15 protein-coding genes and 1 riboswitch are annotated in these 20097 nt (G+C 72.6%); of the genes, 7 read left to right on the top strand and 8 right to left on the bottom strand.

Annotated features, from left to right (window positions below; all coding sequences use genetic code 11):
- The first annotated feature begins 51 nt into the window (after positions 1-51).
- From HFV08_RS25445 to HFV08_RS25460, 4 genes are all read left to right on the top strand, one after another.
- Positions 52-1236 carry an MFS transporter gene (locus HFV08_RS25445; protein ID WP_168542808.1) on the top strand — a complete coding sequence of 395 codons (1185 nt, stop codon included), beginning with the start codon at positions 52-54 and terminating at the stop codon, positions 1234-1236.
- A 405-nt stretch (positions 1237-1641) separates the two neighbouring features.
- Entirely contained in the window at positions 1642-2955 is a 1314-nt protein-coding gene (locus tag HFV08_RS25450; protein WP_168542809.1) for a GAF domain-containing protein, read from the top strand.
- Between the two features lie 138 nt (positions 2956-3093).
- A complete protein-coding gene (gene exaC, locus HFV08_RS25455; protein ID WP_168542810.1) occupies positions 3094-4611 on the top strand; it encodes an acetaldehyde dehydrogenase ExaC in 1518 nt (505 codons plus the stop codon).
- Positions 4611-5030 (top strand): DUF779 domain-containing protein, encoded by a 420-nt coding sequence (locus HFV08_RS25460; RefSeq protein ID WP_168542811.1) that lies wholly within the window; start codon positions 4611-4613, stop codon positions 5028-5030. The genes exaC and HFV08_RS25460 overlap by 1 nt, the downstream gene beginning before the upstream one ends.
- Before the next feature lie 159 nt (positions 5031-5189).
- Here HFV08_RS25460 and HFV08_RS25465 read toward each other — a convergent pair whose 3' ends face one another.
- A complete protein-coding gene (locus HFV08_RS25465; protein WP_168542812.1) occupies positions 5190-6290 on the bottom strand; it encodes a DUF1152 domain-containing protein in 1101 nt (366 codons plus the stop codon).
- Between the two features lie 82 nt (positions 6291-6372).
- Between HFV08_RS25465 and HFV08_RS25470 the strand changes: the two genes are divergently transcribed.
- Positions 6373-7113 (top strand): GntR family transcriptional regulator, encoded by a 741-nt coding sequence (locus HFV08_RS25470; RefSeq protein ID WP_168542813.1) that lies wholly within the window; start codon positions 6373-6375, stop codon positions 7111-7113.
- 250 nt (positions 7114-7363) lie between these two features.
- Positions 7364-7750 carry an ATP-binding protein gene (locus HFV08_RS25475; protein WP_168542833.1) on the top strand — a complete coding sequence of 129 codons (387 nt, stop codon included), beginning with the start codon at positions 7364-7366 and terminating at the stop codon, positions 7748-7750.
- A gap of 106 nt (positions 7751-7856) precedes the next feature.
- Here the strand turns inward: HFV08_RS25475 and HFV08_RS25480 are convergent, their stop codons facing one another.
- From HFV08_RS25480 to mutA, 7 genes are all read right to left on the bottom strand, one after another.
- A complete protein-coding gene (locus tag HFV08_RS25480) occupies positions 7857-8909 on the bottom strand; it encodes an ABC transporter substrate-binding protein (RefSeq protein ID WP_168542814.1) in 1053 nt (350 codons plus the stop codon).
- 74 nt (positions 8910-8983) lie between these two features.
- On the bottom strand, positions 8984-10069 hold the full coding sequence (locus HFV08_RS25485) for an amino acid ABC transporter permease (protein ID WP_168542815.1): 1086 nt from the start codon (positions 10067-10069) through the stop codon (positions 8984-8986).
- 383 nt (positions 10070-10452) lie between these two features.
- Positions 10453-10587, bottom strand: coding sequence for a hypothetical protein (locus HFV08_RS32170; RefSeq protein ID WP_281373550.1), 135 nt, complete (start codon positions 10585-10587; stop codon positions 10453-10455).
- A 316-nt stretch (positions 10588-10903) separates the two neighbouring features.
- The gene (locus tag HFV08_RS25490) at positions 10904-11950 is read right to left on the bottom strand and encodes an enoyl-CoA hydratase/isomerase family protein (RefSeq protein WP_168542816.1); all 1047 of its coding nucleotides are present in this window, start codon (positions 11948-11950) and stop codon (positions 10904-10906) included.
- A gap of 22 nt (positions 11951-11972) precedes the next feature.
- Positions 11973-12974 (bottom strand): methylmalonyl Co-A mutase-associated GTPase MeaB, encoded by a 1002-nt coding sequence (meaB, locus tag HFV08_RS25495; RefSeq protein ID WP_168542817.1) that lies wholly within the window; start codon positions 12972-12974, stop codon positions 11973-11975.
- Positions 12975-12978: 4 nt separating this feature from the next.
- Complete coding sequence (scpA, locus tag HFV08_RS25500) at positions 12979-15210, bottom strand: methylmalonyl-CoA mutase (protein WP_168542818.1); 2232 nt, start codon at positions 15208-15210, stop codon at positions 12979-12981.
- A complete protein-coding gene (mutA, locus tag HFV08_RS25505; RefSeq protein ID WP_168542819.1) occupies positions 15210-17096 on the bottom strand; it encodes a methylmalonyl-CoA mutase small subunit in 1887 nt (628 codons plus the stop codon). The genes scpA and mutA overlap by 1 nt, the downstream gene beginning before the upstream one ends.
- Before the next feature lie 246 nt (positions 17097-17342).
- A riboswitch (cobalamin riboswitch) is annotated at positions 17343-17555 on the top strand.
- A 163-nt stretch (positions 17556-17718) separates the two neighbouring features.
- On the opposite strand from mutA, the gene metE reads away from it, so the two are divergent.
- Complete coding sequence (metE, locus tag HFV08_RS25510) at positions 17719-20043, top strand: 5-methyltetrahydropteroyltriglutamate--homocysteine S-methyltransferase (RefSeq protein WP_168542820.1); 2325 nt, start codon at positions 17719-17721, stop codon at positions 20041-20043.
- Positions 20044-20097 lie beyond the last annotated feature (54 nt).

Below are 20097 nucleotides of genomic sequence, written 5' to 3' on the forward strand. Positions count from 1 at the left end.
CCCCGCACGCCGGTCCCGGCGCACCCCGCGGCCACCGCATAGCGTGAGGCCATGCCCCAGCCCGTACGCCTCGGATACCCGGCGGCCGCCGCCGTCTTCGCCATCGGCATGGCCGGTACCACCCTGCCCACCCCGCTCTACGGCCTCTACCGCGAGGAGCTGGGCTTCTCCGAGCTGATGGTGACCGTGGTCTTCGCCGTCTACGCGGTCGGCGTCATCACGGTGCTGCTCACCGCCGGGGACTACTCGGACCGCGCCGGGCGCCGCCCGGTCCTCCTGCTCGCGCTGCTGCTCTCCGCCGCCAGCGCGCTGTGCTTCCTCTTCGAGGGCGGGCTGCCGCTGCTCTTCGCCGGGCGGCTGCTCTCCGGCTTCGCCGCGGGGCTCTTCAGCGGCGGGGCCACCGCCGCCGTCCTGGACCTGGCGCCGCCCGAGGCCCGTGCCCGCGCCGGATTCGCCGCCACCGCCGCCAACATGGGCGGCCTCGGCTGCGGCCCGCTCCTCGCTGGGCTGCTCGCCGAGTACGCGCCCCGGCCGCTGGCCCTCCCCTTCCTCACCCACCTGGCGCTGCTCGCGCTCGCCGCGCTGCTCCTGCTCGGCCTGCCGGAGACGGTCGAGAACCGCGAACACCGGCCCCGCCCCAGGCCCCAGGGCATGATCGTCCCGCCCGCGGCCCGGGCGGTGTTCGTGCCCGCCGCCCTGGCCGGGTTCGCCGGGTTCTCGCTGCTCGGACTGTTCACCGCGGTCGCCCCCAGCTTCCTCGCGGAGACCCTGGGGGTGCGCAACCTCGCCGTCGCGGGCGCGGTGGTCTTCTCCGTCTTCCTCGCCTCCACCGCGGGCCAGTTGCTCTCCCCGCGGCTCGGTGTCCGCCGCGCCCTGCCCCGCGGCTGCTTCGTCCTCGTCCTCGGCCTGGCGCTGATCGCCGCCTCGCTGCTGGCGGAGTCGCTGCCGCTGCTGATCCTCGGCGCGGTGACCGGCGGCACCGGCCAAGGCCTCGCCTTCCGCGCCGCGGTCACCTCGGTGGGCACCGCGGCACCGGCGGCCCAGCGCGGCGCCACCGTCTCGGCGTTCTTCGTCGTCGCCTACACCGGCATCTCGCTCCCGGTCGTCGGCGTCGGCGCCCTCACCCGCTGGCTCGGCCTGCGCCCCGCGGGCGTCCTCTTCACCGCGATCGTCGCCCTGCTCGCCGTGCTGGTCGGCCTCCGCCTGCGCCGGACGCCGGCCCCGGAGGCGGCCTGAGCGGCCTGAACCGCGCTCCGGAACCCTGCCCTGCCGCCCTTCGGCACCCCGCCGCCCCGCCCTGGTACGGACGGCCGCGTCCGCAGAGCGGCCCGGGAACGTACGGTGGCGCCCGACCGTACGGCGGGCAGCCGCCGTCGGGCCCCGCCCCCGAGTACGGCCGTCCCCATGGATGCAGCCACGGCCACGGGGCCCCGGCAATCCCCGGGAGCGGGCCGAGGCAACCCCCGTCCCCGCCGTCCCCCTGGACACAGGTGTACCCATGGGCGCAGGCGCACCGGCGCACGCGCCCCCTGTGCGTACGCTCGGCGGTCAACTGCTTCCGGACCGCTGCGTTCCGCGCCGATCTGCGCCAGGATGGACGCCACCACTCCTCGGACGGCGAAGCAGAGGTCGAGGCGAGCCATGGCAGTGCGCGGTGGGCTCCGGCAGCGCAGAGCGGCGCTGGAGGACCAATGGACCCGGGTCGTACCGGAGTTGGCGGCGCGCCGCCCGGAACCGGGAAGGCGCCCCGCCCGGCACGGCGGAAGCGGCGAGAAGAGCCCAGAGGGCGAGCACAGCGGCGGCGGCCCCCGGGATCCGGGTGAGGCGGAGCCCCGCCCCGAGGTCACCGACTCCTGGCGGCGCTCGCTCAGCACCGTCGACCCGGGCCGCGACAGCGCCCCGGTCACCGACGCGGGCGAGGTCGCCCCGCGCTGGGACGGCTCCCCGCTGCGCGGCCCGATCACCGAACTCGCCCCGGAACTGCGCAGCATCGCCGACGACGCCGGATTCATCGCCGCCGTCACCGACGCCTCCGGGACCATCCTGTGGACCTGCGGCGGCCGGGTCATGCGCCGCCGGGCCGAACGCGTCAACTTCATGCCCGGCGGCCGCTGGGACGAGCCCGCCATGGGCACCAACGCCCTCTCCCTCGCCCTGCGCACCGGCCGCCCCAGCAGTGTCTTCTCCGCCGAGCACCTGGTCACCGCGCTGCACGGCTGGGCCTGCTACTGCGCGCCGGTCCGCGACGCCGAGGGCCGCACCCTCGGGGTCCTGGACCTGTCCACCACCTGGGACCGCTCCCACCCGCTCGCGATGACCACCGTGCGCACCCTGGTCTCCACCCTGGAGGCACGGCTGCGCACCGAACCGGGCCCCGCTCCGGCCGCCGGGCCCCCGGTACGCCTCTCCTGCCTCGGCCGGGAGTCCGCCATACGCGAGGGCCGGGTGCTGCGGCTGCCGCCCCGCCAGTGGGAGATCCTGACCCTGCTCGCCCTCGACGACGGCGGCTGGTCCCCGGAGCGGCTGCGCTACGCGGTCTACGGCGAGCGCCCGGTGGCCGCCTCCACCTTCAAGGCCGAGGTCTCCCATCTGCGCAGCACCCTCGGCGGCGGTATCACCAAGGGCACCTACGCGCTGACCGTCCCGGTCCGCTGCGACGCCACCGAGGTGCTGCACGCCCTGCGCGAGAGCGACACCGCCGCCGCCCTCGCCCGCTACCGCGGCCCGCTGCTGCCCCGCTCCGAGGCCCCCGGCATCACCGAGTGGCGCGCCCGCCTCGAAGTCGCCGTCCGCCAGGCGGTATTGAGCAGCGGCGATCCCGAACACGCCCTCAAGTACGGGGAATTGGCGCCCTACGACATCGAAGTCCACGAACACGCCCTGCGGTTGCTGCCCTTCGGCGACAGCAGACGCGGCATCCCCGCGGGCCGCCTGGACGCCGCCCTGCGCAGCTGAGAAGCCCGGCGGCCGCCCACCGCCAACCTTTCACCAACCTCTTCCTCGCACAGTGGGCCCTGGCGACGCGCGGAGCCGCACCGCCCGCGCGTCGCCGTACCGCACCCCGCCATCCGTACCGCACCGAGGAGAGCCGCCATGGTGTACGCGCAGCCAGGAACCGAGGGAAGCCTCGTCAGCTTCGCCCCGCGCTACGAGAACTTCATCGGCGGCGACTGGACCCCGCCCGCCGAGGGCCGCTACTTCGGCAACCCCTCCCCGGTGACCGGCGAGGTCTTCACCGAGGTCGCCCGCTCCACCAAGGCCGACATCGAACTCGCCCTGGACGCCGCGCACGCCGCCGCCGGAGCCTGGGGCCGCACCTCCACCACCGAGCGGGCCAACCTCCTCAACAAGGTCGCCGACCGCATCGAGGAGAACCTGGAGAAGATCGCGGTCGCCGAGACCTGGGAGAACGGCAAGCCGGTACGCGAGACCCTGGCCGCCGACATCCCCCTCGCCGTCGACCACTTCCGCTACTTCGCGGGCGTCGTCCGGGCCCAGGAGGGCAGCATCGCGGAGATCGACGGGGACACCGTCGCGTACCACTTCCAGGAGCCGCTGGGCGTGGTCGGCCAGATCATCCCGTGGAACTTCCCGATCCTGATGGCCGCCTGGAAGCTCGCCCCCGCCCTCGCCGCGGGCAACTGCGTGGTCATCAAGCCCGCCGAGCAGACCCCCGTCAGCCTCCTGCTGGTCGTCGAGCTGATCGCCGACCTCTTCCCGCCGGGCGTGATCAACGTCGTCAACGGCTTCGGCGTGGAGGCGGGCAAGCCGCTCGCGTCCAGCCCCCGGGTGGCGAAGGTGGCCTTCACCGGGGAGACCACCACCGGGCGCCTGATCATGCAGTACGCCAGCGAGAACATCATCCCGGTCACCCTGGAACTCGGCGGCAAGAGCCCGAACATCTTCCTCGGCGACGTCACCGCCGCCGACGACGACTACCTGGACAAGGCGGTCGAGGGCTTCGTGATGTTCGCCCTCAACCAGGGCGAGGTCTGCACCTGCCCCTCCCGCGCCCTGATCCACTCCTCCATCTACGAGGAGTTCATGGCCCGCTGCCTGGAGCGCACCCGGGCCATCAAGGCCGGCAACCCGCTCGACCCGGCGACCATGATCGGCGCCCAGGCCAGCAACGACCAGTACGAGAAGATCCTCTCCTACATCGACATCGGCAAGAAGGAAGGCGCCGAGGTGCTGACCGGCGGCGCCGCGCGGACCGTCGAGGGCCTGGCGGGCGGCTACTACATCGAGCCGACCGTCTTCCGCGGCAGCAACGACATGCGGATCTTCCAGGAGGAGATCTTCGGCCCGGTCGTCTCGGTCACCACCTTCGACTCCGTCGACGAGGCCCTGAAGATCGCCAACGACACCCTCTACGGCCTCGGCGCCGGAGTCTGGACCCGCAACGGCAACGACGCCTACCGCCTCGGCCGCGAGATCAAGGCCGGCCGGGTGTGGACCAACTGCTACCACGCCTACCCCGCACACGCGGCCTTCGGCGGCTACAAGAAGTCCGGCATCGGCCGCGAGAACCACAAGATGATGCTCGACCACTACCAGCAGACCAAGAACCTCCTGGTCAGCTACTCCACCCAGAAGCTCGGCTTCTTCTGATGGCCGCCCCCGCCGACGGCGCTCGCCTGGAGCGGGTCCGGCTGACCGAGGAGGCGGACCGACTGATCGGCACCCTCACCGAGGTGCACGGCCCCGTCATGTTCCACCAGTCCGGCGGCTGCTGCGACGGAAGCGCCCCGATGTGCTACCCCCGCGGCGAGTTCCGCGTCGGCGCCTCGGACGTCCTCCTCGGCACGGTGGCGGACGGTGTCCCCTTCTGGATGAGCGCCGACCAGTACACCTACTGGCAGCACACCCACCTCACGGTGGACGTGGTCCCGGGCCGCGGCAGCGGCTTCTCCCTCGAAGCCCCCGAGGGCGTCCGCTTCCTCCTGCGCTCCCGCCTCTTCACCGACGAGGAGGCCGAACGCGCGGCGGCGGAGGGCCCGTTGCCCACCGGGGAGTCGGCACCGCAGTGACCGCGGCACCGACACCGCGGTGAGCAGCCGCCCGCGACAGGACGGGTGCGGGCGCGGCAGCCCGGGCTTTCCGGGCCCGCCCCGCCCGCACCGGGCAGAGATACGGGGTCCCGGGGTCGGCGCCGGGACCCCGTATCCGCGGGAGGCATCCGTGCAGGGTCACGGCTCGGCCCGGTGCGGGATATGCCACAGGGGCGCGGTGTAGCGGTGCGGTCGAATGCCGATGAGGAAGCGGCGCAGATCGCCGCGTTGCGAGCCGTGGAGACGCAGCGCCTCGGTGAGGTGGCGAAAGGTCGTGTGGGTGACTCCGCGGCTGCGGGCCTGCTCCTCGAACTCGTCGAGACGCGGCAGCACGGCCTCGCACGCGAGGGCGGTGCCCGGACGGTCCTTCAGCCGGGTGGCCTTGTCGCGCTCGTAGTCGATCTCCGAGTACCCGCAGACCTCCCGGCTCAGGGCTTCGGCCTCGTCCAGGGTGCTCGTGCGCAGTAGCGCCCTGGCCAGGACATTGCGGTCCAGGGCTTCGCCCAGGTCGACCTCGTGGACCGTGGGGCTCTCGTCCGTGAGGGGAACGAGCAGTCCGGCATCGCGTACCTCGCAGAGGCCTCGGACTCCTCGGGCCGTCGCCGCGAGCATCCCGGTCGCCTCGGAGGGGTGCCATTCCAGGGTCGAGCTGATGGGTTCGGTGTCCTTGACGGTGAAGGTGTGAACCAGGGGACCGAGTCGAGCGCGCACCTCCTCGACGGGCAGCTCGCCGTCGAGGCCGGGACCGGCGACCAGCAGCCGGACGGACATCTCCGCCCGGCAGCACGCGGCCAGCGTCAGGGCGTCGGCCAGCGGGCTCCTGAGGGTGGGCTCGTCCCCGCGCGCGAGGACGTCGCCCCCGACGTCGAGCAGATCGATCGAGGTCGGCGCGGAGTCAGCCGCCAACTCGTCGAGCTGGCGGGCGATTCCCTCGGCGCCGTGGTCCGGATCGATCAGAGCGAGGGTATGCGGAACCTCCGAGGCGAGCCGCGGAAGTGTCGAGCCCGCCGGGTCCACCGGGCGGGCCGTCGGCGGCACCGCCCAGACGGAGGGGGTGAGTTGTTCGAGGCCGGTGAAGTCCGCCGTGCCCCGGGGCCCGGGCAACGGGTCGATCAGGAGGCGGTCCCAGGCGTACGTCAGGATCACCGCCCGCTCTTCCGCTCCGTACAAGGCGGCGTGGACCATGGCGGCGGCGACCGCGTCGCCCCCGCCTCCTGCTGCGACGATCAACCGCGTCATGCGCCCAAGGCTAGGGCTTGACCTCCCGAGGGCCGCCCTATAGTGGCCAATGTCCATAGCCACTTGAGCAGAAAGAGGGGACATGCCGCAGATCGAGGAGGCGCAGCCGAAGTATCTCCAGATCGCGCACCACATACGCGATCAGATTCTCCGAGGCGATCTCCGGCCCGGAGAAGAGGTCCCCTCGGAGCGGCAACTGGCGTCGGACTGGAAGGTCTCAAGGCCCACCGCCGCCCGATCGTTGGAGGCGCTGAGCAACCAAGGGCTCGTGGAGAAGCGGCAGGGCTCCGGTACCTATGTGCGCAGCCTTGAAGTCAACCGGCGCGCCCGGGAGTTGTACGGGCGGGCACGGCAGACCGGGAAGATCTACACCCCGGGTGAGTACGCGGTGATCACTTCGGCCGGGTGGATCGAGGCGCCGGACCACGTCGCTGCCGCACTGGGTCTGGCGGGCGGCCGTCCGGCAGTGCACCGGCAGCGCGTCACGAACGACCGGAACGGGCCCATCACCCTCTCCACCTCGTGGTTCGCACCTGATGTCGGGCAGCGGGCGCCCAGGCTCCTGGAATCCGAGCGCATCAAGGAAGGCACCCTGAGGTACGTCGAGGGCATGACGGGTCGCCAGGGCAGCTACGCCGAGGACCGTGTGTGCGCCCGGCTGTCGACCGAGGAGGAAGCGGCGGCTCTCCGGCTCGAACCAGGATCCGCAGTCCTGCTCGTGCGCCACGTCGTATTCGATCTCCAGGACCGTCCGCTGGAGTTCGCCGAGGCCACCTATCCGCCGAACCGCTGGGCATTCGAGCAGGACTACCCACTCGCCTGACGGCATCTCGCTTTCCGGAACGGCTTGCATACGGCGAGTGGCTAATGCCACTATCCAGTAAGTGGCTAAGGCCACTTCGGATCACGGGCGAAGAGAGGGTCAACCCCCTTGTGTCTTCGGCGTTCTCGATCGTCGACGACCCTGCCCGTGCAGCGTCTGGGCGCCGCTGCGGCGGCAGTGGCAAGGAGTGAGCGTGGAGACCTACGAGATCGACCGATACCCCTCCGAGGACTCACCGCGGCTGGGCGCGATGACCTTGCACCCTCTTCCCGATTCGGTAGGCAGGGCGCGGCGCTGGTTCCGCAGGCTCATTGCTCCGTACGGCATGGCCTGTTCTGTCGAGGACTGCGTGCTGATGCTCTCCGAGCTGGTGACCAACGCCATCGTCTACGGGCAGTCGGGCGAACCGTGGATCGTACGCGTGGAGTGGTTCCGCGAAGAGAGTTCCTTGCGGGTCGAGGTACACAACCCCGGGTTACCGGTGAACGTGCGTCTGCGGCACCCCGATGCCGAGGATGCGCACGGTCGGGGGCTCCTGCTCGTCGACTCCCTCGCCAGTTCCTGGGACTCCGGGCCCAGTCGTTTCGGCGGGACGGTCGTCACCTTCTCGATGGCCGATGCCTGGCCCGACTCCTGACAAGAACAAGGTTCCGCCCCCAGGGGCGTGGCGGACAGGGCCACTCCGTCCACCGGGACCCCGGGCAGCAGGCACCCGGGACCCGGTATCAACACCCCTCGAACCGTCACGTGTTGTTCAGCGGCAGCCCCGGTGGGTTCACCCGGGAGGTTTTCACCGACTCGTTGCTGAGGTCCCAGGCGGCGAGCCACTTGGCGTACTGGCCGTTCCTGATCAGGTGGTTGATGGCCTCGGCGATGGGTTCCGCGAGGCCGCTGCCCTTCTTGGCGGTGGCGGCGATCAGGCCCTGGAGTGCGATGCCGGCGCCGGAGAAGGTGCCCGCGTTGCGGGTCGGGTTCGGGGTCTTCGCGGTCTGGGAGATGTGGTAGGCGATGGTGGGGTTGGGGTCGAAGTAGCTGTCGATCTTGCCGCCGGCCAGGGCCAGATAGGTGCTGTTGCTGTTCGGGAAGTATTTGACGCGCAGCGTCTTGCCCTCCTTCTTCAGCTTGGACTGCCAGGCGAGGAGGATGCGCTCCTGGTTGGTGCCCGCCCCCACCGCGACGGTCTGCCCGGCCAGGTTGCGGTAGTCGCCGTCGAAGTTCCAGGTGCTCTTCTCGGGAACCTCGAAGGCCAGGTTGTCCTCGCGGTAGGAGGCGAACTCGTACTTCTTCTTGCGCTCCTCGGTGTCGGTGACATTGGAGAAGGCCACGTCGACCTTTCCGCTGTCGAGGCCGAGGAAGAGGTTCTCCCAGGTCGAGTTCCTCACCTCCGGCTCCAGTCCGAGGACCGCGGCCACCAGGCGGGCGAGGTCGGGCTCGGCGCCGGTGAGGGTCTTCTGGTCCTGGCCGATGTAGATCAGCGGCGGGAAGACGGAGGGCAGGGCGCTGGTGCCGATGGTCAACCTGCCTTTGCGGGCAAGGGACTTGGGCAGTCCGGCGCTGATGGACTTCACCTCGGAGACCTTGAGGTCCGTCTGCGTGGCGACACCGCCCGACAGCGCGCCCACCCTGACCACACCGGGCGGCGGCGCCCCGTCCCCCTCGGTGGCCGCGTCGCTGTCACCCCCGCAGGCGGCGAGGCCGAGGCCGAGGGAGGCGAGGGCGGTGCCCGCGGCGAGGGTGCGCAGCAACCGGCGGCGGAGTCGGGAGGGGAGAGGGGCGGCGGGACGGGAGTCGGGCATGGCGGGTCCTTGTCGGAGTCGCGGGAATGGTGTGCCGGAGGGGGAGGCCGCTCGGGCCGGGGGCTTCGCGGCGGTCACAGTGCCGCCTCCCTGCGGGCGCGGGCCCGCAGTCCACCGAGCGAGGCCCGGAGCTTCTGCACGGGGGTCGGCTCCGGGGTCCGGGTCGCGCCCCGGGAGTAGTGGCGCTCGACGTAGAACTGCACGATCGATACGAGGCTGGTCAGGATCAGGTACCAGACGGTGGCGACGAGGAGCAGCGGGACGATGTCGCCGGGGTAGGTGCTGCTCATGCTCTGCACGGAGCCGAACAGGTCGAGCAGGGAGACGTAGAAGACCAGTGAGGTGGCCTTGATCAGGCCGATCAGCTGGTTGACATAGCTCGGGGTGATGGACCGCAGGGCCTGCGGGAGGACGATCCTGGTGAACTGGTGGCGCCTGGGCAGACCGAGCGCGGCCGAGGCGTCGTGCTGGCCCTGGTCGACCGAGAGGATGCCGCCGCGCACCACCTCGGCGGCGTACGCGGCCTCGTTGAGGCTCAGTCCGACCACGGCGACGGCCATGTCGGTGGCGAGGCGGGACTCGTCGAAGGTGAAGAAGGCGGGGCCGAAGGGGACTCCGAGGCTCAGCGTCCGGTAGAGCGCGCTGAAGTTGTAGAGGAAGAGCAGCACCACGATCAGCGGCACGGAGCGGAACAGCCAGATGTAGGTCCAGCTCACCGCCCGCAGCACCGGGCTCCGGGAGAGCCTGCCCAGCGCCAGCAGGACGCCGCCGAGCAGTCCCAGCAGGGCGCTGTACGCGGTGACTTCGAGGGTGATCAGCAGGCCGTCGAGGATCCTCGGGCGGAGGAACCAGTACCCGAAGCGGTCCCACTGGTAGAAGGGGTTGGTGGCCAGGCCGTGGATGATCTGGGCGAGGACCACGAGGACGATCGCCGTCACGATCCAGCGCCCCGGATGGCGCCGCGGCAGCACGCGCTGCGCGGCGGGAAGCGGGGAGGGCGCTGGTTCGCCGGGCTTCTCGGCCTCGGTGGGGGAGCCGGGTGCGGAGACGCGCACGGGTACGGGTGCCGCCCCGGGGGCGGTGCGGTGCTCCGGGCGGTGGTCCGCCTCGGGGTCGGCGGCCGGGCCCGGGGGCGCGGCAGGGCGGGGAGCTTCGCTCATGGAGGACTCCGGCGGATCGAGACGCCCCGGGCCAGGGCGTCGCAACGGCACACCGGCGGGGAGCAGTTGGGCCGATGCGGCGCGGAGGACGCACAGGAACGAGGGCGTGTGGGGACGGCGTACGCCGCTGCCTCGACTGCGTGAGTGATGCCGGTTGCGCGAGGTGCGCGTCAGTCGAGGCGGGGGCGGCCGTCGGGGACGGGAGGACGGTCGTCAGGAACGGGACGACCTTTTCGGCGAGCCAGGTGGGACGTCGGCGGCGAAGAGGGCCTTCGGTGGACAGGAGTCGGCAGGAAGGCCGTCAGGGAGCCGGGCAGGCCGTCACCGGGCCCGGAAGGCTCTCGGCGGGACGCGGGAAGGGCGCCCGGAGAGCGGGAAGGCCGTCAGCCCTGAGGGCGGGCACGGCCCGTGGTGGTACAGAGCGCGCTGCTGACGCGGAGCAGATCGACGCAGTAGTCGGCGCGCAGCAGGACACAGCCGGTGGGCCGCAGTACGGCCGTCCTCCGAGCTGTGTGCATCGCCACCGTCACTGGTCATGGCCCGTGGGCCTCGCGCTGGGGAAGATCACCCGGTCGGGCCGTGGAACTCCCCCTCGCTGTACGGGGGTTGCCCTTGCCGCCCGGCGAATCGGTGCCGCTCGCCGAGCATGTGACCAGGCCGTGCAGGAGCCACAGTAAGCCAGGCTCCCTGAGGCGGTGTCAAGGTGCCGCCCGCTGCCCCGGCTTGGCCGGTGACCTCGGTGTCCAGGGGGTGGACACCGGGCCCCGGAAGCTCCGCCGGGCGGGGTGGACGCCCGGCTCTCGGCGCAGCGGCTCCCGGGGCGGAGACCGGCCCTCAGAAGGTCAGTTCGTCCGCGCCGAGGTCCTCGAAGAACCCGGCCACGTCCGCCGCGCCCACCTCGTCCAGCGTGGCGGGGGACCACCGCGGGCGCCGGTCCTTGTCGACGACCTGCGCGCGTACGCCCTCGACCAGGTCGGGGGAGTGGAGCATGGCGCAGGAGACGCGGTACTCCTGGGCCAGGGCGTCCTCCAGGGTCGGTGCGGTGCGGGCGCGGCGGACCGCCTCCAGGGTGACCTTGAGGGAGGTGGGGGACTTGCCGAACAGGAGTTCCGCGGTCTCCTTGGCCTCGGGGGAGCCCACGGCGTGCAGGCGGTCGAGGATCTGCTCGACGGTGGGGGCCGCGTAGCAGTGGTCGATCCACTCGCGCTGCCGGTCGAGGACGCCCTCGGGCGGGGCCTGCCGGTGACGCTCCACGGCTTCGGCGGCCTCGGTCGTCGCCAGGTCCCCGGCGAGGTCGTCCAGGCGCTCGGCGGGGACGAAGTGGTCGGCCAGTCCGCAGAGTCGGGCGTCGGCCGCCCCGACCGCGGTGCCGGTGAGGGCGAGGTGGGTGCCGAGTTCGCCGGGGGCGCGGGCCAGCAGGTAGGTGCCGCCGACGTCGGGGGCGAAGCCGATGCCGGTCTCGGGCATGGCCACCTTGGAGCGCTCGGTGACGATCCGGAGGCTGCCGTGGGCGGAGAGCCCGACGCCGCCGCCCATCACGATGCCGTCCATGAAGGCCACGTAAGGCTTCGGATAGCGGGCGATGAGGGCGTTCAGGCGGTACTCGTCCCGCCAGAAGGCGGCGGCCTCGGCGCCCCCGCGCAGAGCGGACTCGCGGACCGCGCGGATGTCGCCGCCCGCACAGAGCCCGCGCTCGCCCGCGCCGGTGAGCAGCACGGTGGCGACGGCAGGATCCTCGGCCCAGGCCCGCAGGGTCTCGTCGAGGCGGTGGACCATCTCGTGGGTGAGGGCGTTGATCGCGCGGGGGCGGTTGAGCAGGAGGTGGCCCGCCCGGCCCTCGCGGCGCGGGAGTACGGGGGCCTCGGGGTCGGTGTGCGTCATGGTGCGGGTGTACCTCTCGCCGTCACTCGGTGGCGGCTTCCTCGCCGCCGAAGGCCTCCAGGAGCCGCTGCGCGGCCAGGGTGGCCGTCAACTCGCCTCCCCTGACCTGCTGTTCGACCTCGGGTGCGAGGCGCCGTACCTCGGGGTGCTCCCGCATCCGGGTGAGCAGCTGCTCGCGGACCATGGACCAGGTCCAGTCGACCTGCTGCTCGCGGCGCTTGGCCTCCAGGCGGCCGGTGGACTCCAGGAGGGTGCGGTGCTGTTCCAGGCGCTCCCAGAGAGTGTCCAGGCCGCTGCCCTCCCGGGCGCTGCAGGTGAGCACCGGGGGTGTCCAGGCCGCGTCGACCGGCTGCATGAGCCGCAGCGCACCGGCGAGTTCGCGGGCCGCGGCCTTCGCGTCCCGCTCGTGGGGGCCGTCGGCCTTGTTCACCGCGACCAGGTCGGAGAGTTCGAGGACGCCCTTCTTGATGCCCTGGAGCTGGTCGCCGGTGCGGGCCAGGGTGAGCATCAGGAAGGTGTCGACCATATTGGCCACCGCGGTCTCGGACTGGCCGACGCCCACGGTCTCCACGAGCACCACGTCGTAACCGGCCGCCTCCATCACCACGATGGACTCCCGGGTGGCCCGGGCGACCCCGCCGAGGGTGCCCGAGGTGGGGGAGGGCCGGACGAAGGCGTTCGGGTCCGCCGAGAGCCGCTCCATCCGCGTCTTGTCGCCGAGGATGGAGCCGCCGGTACGGCTGGAGGACGGGTCCACGGCGAGCACCGCGACCTTGTGGCCGAGTCCGGTGAGCATGGTGCCGAGCGCGTCGATGAAGGTCGACTTGCCGACTCCCGGCACACCGGTGATCCCGATGCGCCGGGCCCGCCCCGAGTGCGGCAGCAGGTCGATCAGGAGCCGCTGGGCCAGCTCGCGGTGGTCGGCGCGGGTGGACTCGACCAGGGTGATGGCACGGGCGATGAAGGCCCGCGAACCGTCCAGGACACCCTTGGCGTAGCTGTCGATGTCGATCGGTCGCGGCATCGGATCACAGCTCGTGGCCGAGACCGGCGGCCAGGGTCGTCAGCAGGTCGAAGGCGGCGTCCGGGATCACCGTGCCGGGCGGGAAGACCGCCGCGGCGCCCATGCCGAGGAGGGTCTCGATGTCCTGCGGCGGGATGACCCCGCCGACGACGATGGTGATGTCCTCCCGGCCCGCCTCGGCCAGCTGCTCGCGCAGCGCGGGCACCAGGGTCAGGTGCCCGGCGGCCAGCGAGGAGACCCCGACGATGTGCACATCCGCCTCGACGGCCTGCCGGGCCACCTCGGCCGGGGTCTGGAAGAGCGGGCCGACGTCCACGTCGAAGCCGAGGTCGGCGAAGGCGGTGGCGATGACCTTCTGGCCGCGGTCGTGGCCGTCCTGGCCCATCTTGGCGACCAGGATGCGCGGGCGGCGCCCCTCGGCCGCCTCGAAGTCCTCGACCAGCTTGCGTGTGCGCTCCACCGAAGGTGACGTCCCTGCCTCGTCGCGGTACACACCGGAGATGGTACGGATCTGGCCCGCGTGCCGTCCGTACACCTTCTCCAGGGCGTCGGAGATCTCGCCGACGGTGGCCTTGGCGCGGGCCGCGTCCACGGCGAGGGCGAGGAGGTTGCCCTCCAGGCCGCCGCCGGACCGCGGTCCCGCCTCGGCCGCGGCGGTCAGCGCCCGCAGCGTGTCCTGGCAGGCCGCCTCGTCGCGCTCGGCGCGCAGCCGCCGCAGCTTCTCCACCTGCTGCTGGCGCACCGAGGAGTTGTCGACCTTGAGCACGTCGATCTGCTCGTCGGTCTCCACCCGGTACTTGTTCACGCCGATGACCGGCTGGCGGCCGGAGTCGATACGGGCCTGGGTGCGGGCCGCCGCCTCCTCCACGCGCATCTTCGGGATGCCGGCGTCGATGGCCTTGGCCATGCCGCCCGCCTTCTCGACCTCCTCGATGTGCTGCCAGGCGCGGTGCGCGAGGTCGTGGGTGAGCCGCTCCACGTAAGCGCTGCCGCCCCAGGGGTCGATGACGCGGGTGGTGCCGGACTCCTGCTGGAGCAGGATCTGGGTGTTGCGCGCGATACGGGCGGAGAAGTCGGTGGGCAGCGCCAGCGCCTCGTCCAGGGCGTTGGTGTGCAGCGACTGGGTGTGGCCCTGGGTCGCGGCCATCGCCTCCACACAGGTGCGGGTGACGTTGTTGAAGACGTCCTGGGCGGTGAGCGACCAGCCGGAGGTCTGCGAATGGGTGCGCAGCGAGAGGGACTTGACGTTCTTCGGCTCGAACTGCTTGACCAGCTTGGCCCAGAGCAGCCGGGCGGCGCGCAGCTTGGCGACCTCCATGAAGAAGTTCATGCCGATCGCCCAGAAGAAGGACAGCCGCGGCGCGAAGGCGTCCACGTCGAGCCCGGCCTCCATGCCCGCGCGCAGGTACTCGACCCCGTCCGCGAGGGTGTACGCCAGCTCCAGGTCGGCCGTGGCCCCGGCCTCCTGGATGTGGTAGCCGGAGATGGAGATGGAGTTGTACCGCGGCATCTTCTGCGAGGTGTACGCGAAGATGTCGGAGATGATCCGCATCGAGGGCTGCGGCGGATAGATGTAGGTGTTGCGGACCATGAACTCTTTGAGGATGTCGTTCTGGATGGTCCCGGCCAGCTTCTCCGGGGGCACCCCCTGCTCCTCGGCCGCGACGATGTAGAGCGCGAGCACCGGGAGCACCGCGCCGTTCATCGTCATCGAGACGCTCATCCGGTCCAGCGGGATGCCGTCGAAGAGCTGCCGCATGTCGTAGATCGAGTCGATCGCCACGCCTGCCATGCCGACGTCGCCGGTGACCCGCGGGTGGTCGCTGTCGTAGCCGCGGTGGGTCGGCAGGTCGAAGGCGACCGACAGGCCCTTCTGGCCGGCCGCGAGATTGCGGCGGTAGAAGGCGTTGGACTCCTCGGCGGTGGAGAAACCGGCGTACTGGCGGATCGTCCAGGGCTGGTTGACGTACATCGTCGGGTACGGGCCGCGCAGATACGGGGCCACGCCCGGGTACGTACCGAGGAAGTCGAGGCCGTCGAGGTCCTCGGCGGTGTACAGCGGCTTGACGCCGATGCCCTCCGGGGTCTCCCAGAGCAGGTCGGCGTCGCTCTTGCCGGTGGACTCGCGTACCGCCGCCTGCCAGTCGGCGTGCGCGCCGCCCGCCGCCTCGTCCGATTCCAGGCCCACGGCCGAGAAGTCCGGAATGGGGCCCGGCTGCCCCGTACTTGACGACATCACGCGACACCCATCTGGTCGAGAAGCGAAGTGAGGACGGCGACCGCGTCGCTGCCCGCGAAGACGAACTCGTCGACTCCGGCCCGTTCGTAGGCCTCGCGGGCCTCGCCCGGGCGGCCCGCGAGGAAGACCCGCTCGGCGCCCGCGCCCTTGAGGGCGGCGGCGACCGCCTCGGCCTGCTCGGCGTAGAGCTTGTCGCTGGAGCAGAGGCAGGCGACGGTGGCGCCGCTCGCCGCGAAGGCCTTCGCGGCGGTCTCCGCGTCGACGCTGACCGGCTCGTGGACCGGCTCGATCCCGGCGGTCTGGAAGAAGTTGGCGGCGAAGCCGGCCCGCGCGGTGTGCGCGGCGGCCGGTCCGAGCGCCGCCAGGAAGAGGCGGGGTCGTGCGCCGGTGGCGGCGAGGTGCGCGTCCGAGCGGGCCCGCAGCGCCTCGAAGGCCTCGTCGCGGCGCACCCGGGGAAGCCCGCCGCGCGGGGGCTCGGACGCCGCCTCGCGCTCCACGGAACGCTCGGTCAGATGCGGGAACTCGCTGACGCCGGTGATGGGTTCGCGGCGCTCGGCCAGCCTCGCGGACCGCTCCCGCCAGCTCGCCGCGAGCCGGTCGCCGACGAGACCGGACCGCAGCGCCTCGGCCTGGCCGCCCGCCCGCTCGATCTCCTGGAACCAGGCCCAGGCCGCCTCGGACAGCTCCCGGGTCAGCTGCTCCACGTACCAGGAGCCGCCCGCCGGGTCGATGACGCGGGCCAGGTGCGACTCCTCGATGAGCACGGAGGAGGTGTTGCGGGCGATCCGGCGGGCGAAGGCGTCCGGCAGCCCGAGCGCGCTGTCGAAGGGCAGGACGGTCACCGCGTCCGCGCCGCCGACCCCCGCGCCCAGGGTGGCGACGGTGACCCGGAGCATGTTCACCCAGGGGTCGCGGCGGGTCATCATCACCGGCGAGGTGACGGCGTGCTGCCGCTGGGCACCGGTGCTCCCAGGGGCGCCGCAGACCTCCAGGACCCGGGCCCAGAGGCGGCGCGCGGCACGGAACTTGGCGATGGTCAGGAACTGGTCCGCGCTCGCCGCGTAGCGGAACTCCAGCTGCCCGGCGGCCTGTTCGACCGGGAGGCCGGCCGCGGTCAGCTCCCGCAGATAGGCGACACCGGTCGCCAGCGAGCAGCCGAGTTCCTGCGCGGGGGAGCCGCCGGCCTCGTGGTACGGCAGCGCGTCCACGGTCAGCGCCCGCAGGCCCGGGTACTCGTCGCGGCACCGGGCGGCGAGTTCGGCCGCCGAGGCGGTGAGCGCGTCGAGGTCCGCCGCCTCACCCGTGCGGGCGAGGTGGCTGAGCGGATCGGCGCCGAGGTTGCCGAGGGCGGCGTGCCGGGGGATCTCCTGGTCCTCGTACAGCCGAAGGAGTGCCGGGGCCGCCTCGCGGGAGTCGCCGCCGGTGTCCAGGACGACGGGCGCGAGGTCGAGGTAGACGCCCTCCAGGGCGGTCTTCAGACCGGAGACCGGGATCCCGGCCGGGCCGACCGCCAGCCACAGGGCGCTCACCCCGTTCTCCAGGTCGGCGAGGACCGCGGTGTTCGTCTTCTTCGGGTCGGGGTGCGCGTGCCGCTGGCGCACCTCCCAGCCGGAGACGGCGGTCCCCTCGGGGCGGGCGCCGCGCAGATAGGGGGCGAAGCCCGGGTAGCCGGTGACGGCCGCGGCGTCCTCCGCGGTGTACAGCGGCCGGATGCTCAGCCCGTCCTCCAGGGACGTGGCGAGCGCCTCCTCGGCGGCCGGACCCGTCAGACCCTCCTTGCCCGTCTTGCGCAGGACACCTTCTACGAGGTGCTGCCACTGCTCGCGGGTGGCGTCCGGGAATTCGGCAGCCAGACTGAGTTCGTCGTCGGGGAGGACCGTCATGCGGCACAGGCTAGGGGAGCGGCCGGGGAACCGGCAGCCGTACGTCTCTGTGACCTTCCCCTCCTTGACCCCCCGCTGAGCTGCTGCTGCTCGCCGTGCGTCACCGGTTTTGGACGGCGAGCAGTAGGGGCGGGCCCCGGCGGATTTAGGGGCGGTACGAGGGCTTCCGGTGCGCGCGCCGGGGCGGCCCCGACGGGCGGGTGCGGGGCGCCGCGGGTGCCGTGCGGGACGCTGCGGACACCCCCTAGAGTGGCACTCGCAGCTGGTTCGCCCTGCCCGCCAGGCAGCGGCGCCGTAAGAGGGAACCCGGTGGGATTCCGGGACTGCCCCGCAGCGGTGAGCGAGAACGACAGCCGTCAAGTGCACTGGGCCCATGGCCTGGGAAGCGACGGCCGGTAGGTGCCTGCCCCGGCAGGCGTGCTCGCGAGTCCGAAGACCTGCCCGCTGCCCGCGCGCCACCGGTGTGCGCGGAGTTCCCGGTGACCTCGAGGGCGGGTCGGCGTGCACGAGGCGAAGCGGCCGCCCGCGCTCTTCCGGAGCCCGGCGCCCCGCTGTCCGTGCCGTCCCTTCGCGCCCCCGGCCGTCCCCGGTCCAGAGGAGAACACTCGCGAAGGAGAGTTCCTTGAACACCGAGTCCGTAGCCGCGGCAGTGAGTTCCACCGTGTACGGCTATCCGCGCCAGGGTCCCGACCGGGAGCTGAAGAAGGCGATCGAGGGCTACTGGAAGGGCCGGGTCGAGGCACCCGCCCTGCGGGAGACCGCCCGCGAACTGCGCCGGGACATCCTGCGCCGCCTCTCGGAGAGCGGCCTCAGCGAGGTGCCGACCGGCCACTTCTCGTACTACGACCATGTCCTCGACACCAGCGTCATGGTCGGCGCGCTGCCCGAGCGGCACCGCGCCGCCGTCGAAGCCGACGCGCTCGACGGCTACTTCGCGATGGCCCGCGGCACCCAGGAGCTGGCCCCGCTGGAGATGACCAAGTGGTTCGACACCAACTACCACTACCTGGTGCCCGAACTCGGCCCGGACACCGTCTTCCGCGCCGACTCCGGCAAGCAGCTCGCCGAACTGCGGGAGGCCCAGGAGCTCGGGCTCACCGCCCGCCCCGTACTGCTCGGCCCGGTGACCTATCTGCTGCTCGCCAAGGCGGCCCCCGGGGTGGCGGCGGACTTCGAGCCGCTGACCCTCCTGGACCGGCTGCTGCCGGTGTACGCGGAGATCCTCGCCGATCTGCGGGCCGCGGGCGCCGCCTGGGTCCAGCTCGACGAGCCCGCCCTGGTCCAGGACCGCGGCCCGGCCGAACTCAACGCCGCGGCCCGCGCCTACCGCGACCTCGGCGCGCTCACCGACCGTCCCCGGCTGCTCGTCGCCTCCTACTTCGACCGGCTCGGCGAGGCCCTGCCGGTGCTCGCCAAGTCACCGGTGGAGGGGCTCGCCCTCGACTTCACCGGACCCGCGGCGGCCAACCTCGACGACCTCGCCGCGGCCGGCGGCCTGCCCGGCAAGCGCCTGGTGGCCGGGATCGTCGACGGGCGTAACGTCTGGATCAACGACCACGAGAAGTCCCTCGCCGTCCTCGGCACCCTGCTCGGGCTCGCCGAGCGGGTCGACGTCGCCGCCTCCTGCTCGCTGCTGCACGTGCCCCTGGACACCGCCGCCGAACGCGAGATCGACCCGGGGATCCTGCGCTGGCTCGCCTTCGCCCGGCAGAAGACCGCCGAGGTCGTCACCCTCGCCCGCGGCCTCGCCGGGGGCACCGACGCCATCGCCCCCCAGCTCGCCGCCAACCGCGCCGCTCTCGCGCTGCGCACCGGTTCCTCCCTCGTCCACGACCCCGCCGTACGCGCCCGTGCCGCCGCGGTCACCGAGGCGGACGGGCACCGCGGCCTGCCCTACCCGGAGCGCGCCGCCGCCCAGCGCGCCCGCCTCGGGCTGCCGCTGCTGCCGACCACCACGATCGGCTCCTTCCCGCAGACCACCGGGCTGCGCACGGCCCGCGCGGACCTCAGGGCGGGCCGGATCGACCAGGCCGGGTACGAGGAGCGCATCGAGCACGAGATCCGGGAGGTCGTCTCCTTCCAGGAGGAGGCGGGCCTGGACGTCCTCGTGCACGGCGAGGCCGAACGCAACGACATGGTGCAGTTCTTCGCCGAGCGGCTCACCGGCTACCTCGCCACCCGGCACGGCTGGGTGCAGTCCTACGGCACCCGCTACGTCCGCCCGCCGATCCTCGCCGGGGACATCTCCCGGCCCGAGGCGATGACGGTGCGCTGGACCCGCTTCGCCCAGTCGCTGACCGCCCGCCCGGTCAAGGGCATGCTCACCGGCCCGGTCACCATGCTCGCCTGGTCCTTCGTCCGCGACGACCAGCCGCTCGGCGACACCGCCCGGCAGGTCGCGCTCGCCCTGCGGGACGAGGTGAGCGACCTGGAGGCGGCCGGCACCTCGGTGATCCAGGTCGACGAGCCCGCCCTGCGCGAGACCCTGCCGCTGCGCGCCGGGGCGCACGCCGCCTACCTGGACTGGGCCACCGCGGCCTTCCGGCTCACCACCGGCGGGGTCCGGCCCGACACCCAGATCCACACCCATATGTGCTACGCCGAGTTCGGCGACATCCTGCGCGCCATCGACGAGTTGGACGCCGATGTCATCAGCCTGGAGGCCGCCCGCTCGCACATGCAGGTCGCCGGCGAGCTGGCCGCCGCGGGCTACCCGCGCGAGGTCGGCCCGGGGGTGTACGACATCCACTCGCCGCGCGTCCCGGACCAGGCCGAGGTGACCGCACTGCTCCGCACGGGACTCGAAGCCATCCCGGCCGAGCGCCTGTGGGTCAACCCCGACTGCGGCCTCAAGACCCGCGGCTGGCCCGAGACCCGCCGGTCCCTGGCGAGCCTGGTGGCCGCCGCCCGCTCGCTGCGCGCCGAACTCCCCGGCTCCGAGGGCTGATCCACCCCGCCCGGACCGGTCCTGCGGGGCCGGTCCGGGCCACCGGGGACCGCC

It is taken from the genome of Streptomyces physcomitrii, from assembly GCF_012273655.1.
Lineage (GTDB): Bacteria > Actinomycetota > Actinomycetes > Streptomycetales > Streptomycetaceae > Streptomyces > Streptomyces physcomitrii.

What these genes read in the sequence shown, in the direction of transcription:
- HFV08_RS25445 (WP_168542808.1), top strand. Translation starts at nt 52, where the DNA reads ATGCCCCAGCCCGTACGCCTCGGATACCCGGCGGCCGCCGCCGTCTTC.
- HFV08_RS25450 (WP_168542809.1), top strand. Translation starts at nt 1,642, where the DNA reads ATGGCAGTGCGCGGTGGGCTCCGGCAGCGCAGAGCGGCGCTGGAGGAC.
- exaC (WP_168542810.1), top strand. Translation starts at nt 3,094, where the DNA reads ATGGTGTACGCGCAGCCAGGAACCGAGGGAAGCCTCGTCAGCTTCGCC.
- HFV08_RS25460 (WP_168542811.1), top strand. Translation starts at nt 4,611, where the DNA reads ATGGCCGCCCCCGCCGACGGCGCTCGCCTGGAGCGGGTCCGGCTGACC.
- HFV08_RS25465 (WP_168542812.1), bottom strand. Translation starts at nt 6,290, where the DNA reads ATGACGCGGTTGATCGTCGCAGCAGGAGGCGGGGGCGACGCGGTCGCC.
- HFV08_RS25470 (WP_168542813.1), top strand. Translation starts at nt 6,373, where the DNA reads ATGCCGCAGATCGAGGAGGCGCAGCCGAAGTATCTCCAGATCGCGCAC.
- HFV08_RS25475 (WP_168542833.1), top strand. Translation starts at nt 7,364, where the DNA reads ATGACCTTGCACCCTCTTCCCGATTCGGTAGGCAGGGCGCGGCGCTGG.
- HFV08_RS25480 (WP_168542814.1), bottom strand. Translation starts at nt 8,909, where the DNA reads ATGCCCGACTCCCGTCCCGCCGCCCCTCTCCCCTCCCGACTCCGCCGC.
- HFV08_RS25485 (WP_168542815.1), bottom strand. Translation starts at nt 10,069, where the DNA reads ATGAGCGAAGCTCCCCGCCCTGCCGCGCCCCCGGGCCCGGCCGCCGAC.
- HFV08_RS32170 (WP_281373550.1), bottom strand. Translation starts at nt 10,587, where the DNA reads ATGCACACAGCTCGGAGGACGGCCGTACTGCGGCCCACCGGCTGTGTC.
- HFV08_RS25490 (WP_168542816.1), bottom strand. Translation starts at nt 11,950, where the DNA reads ATGACGCACACCGACCCCGAGGCCCCCGTACTCCCGCGCCGCGAGGGC.
- meaB (WP_168542817.1), bottom strand. Translation starts at nt 12,974, where the DNA reads ATGCCGCGACCGATCGACATCGACAGCTACGCCAAGGGTGTCCTGGAC.
- scpA (WP_168542818.1), bottom strand. Translation starts at nt 15,210, where the DNA reads ATGTCGTCAAGTACGGGGCAGCCGGGCCCCATTCCGGACTTCTCGGCC.
- mutA (WP_168542819.1), bottom strand. Translation starts at nt 17,096, where the DNA reads ATGACGGTCCTCCCCGACGACGAACTCAGTCTGGCTGCCGAATTCCCG.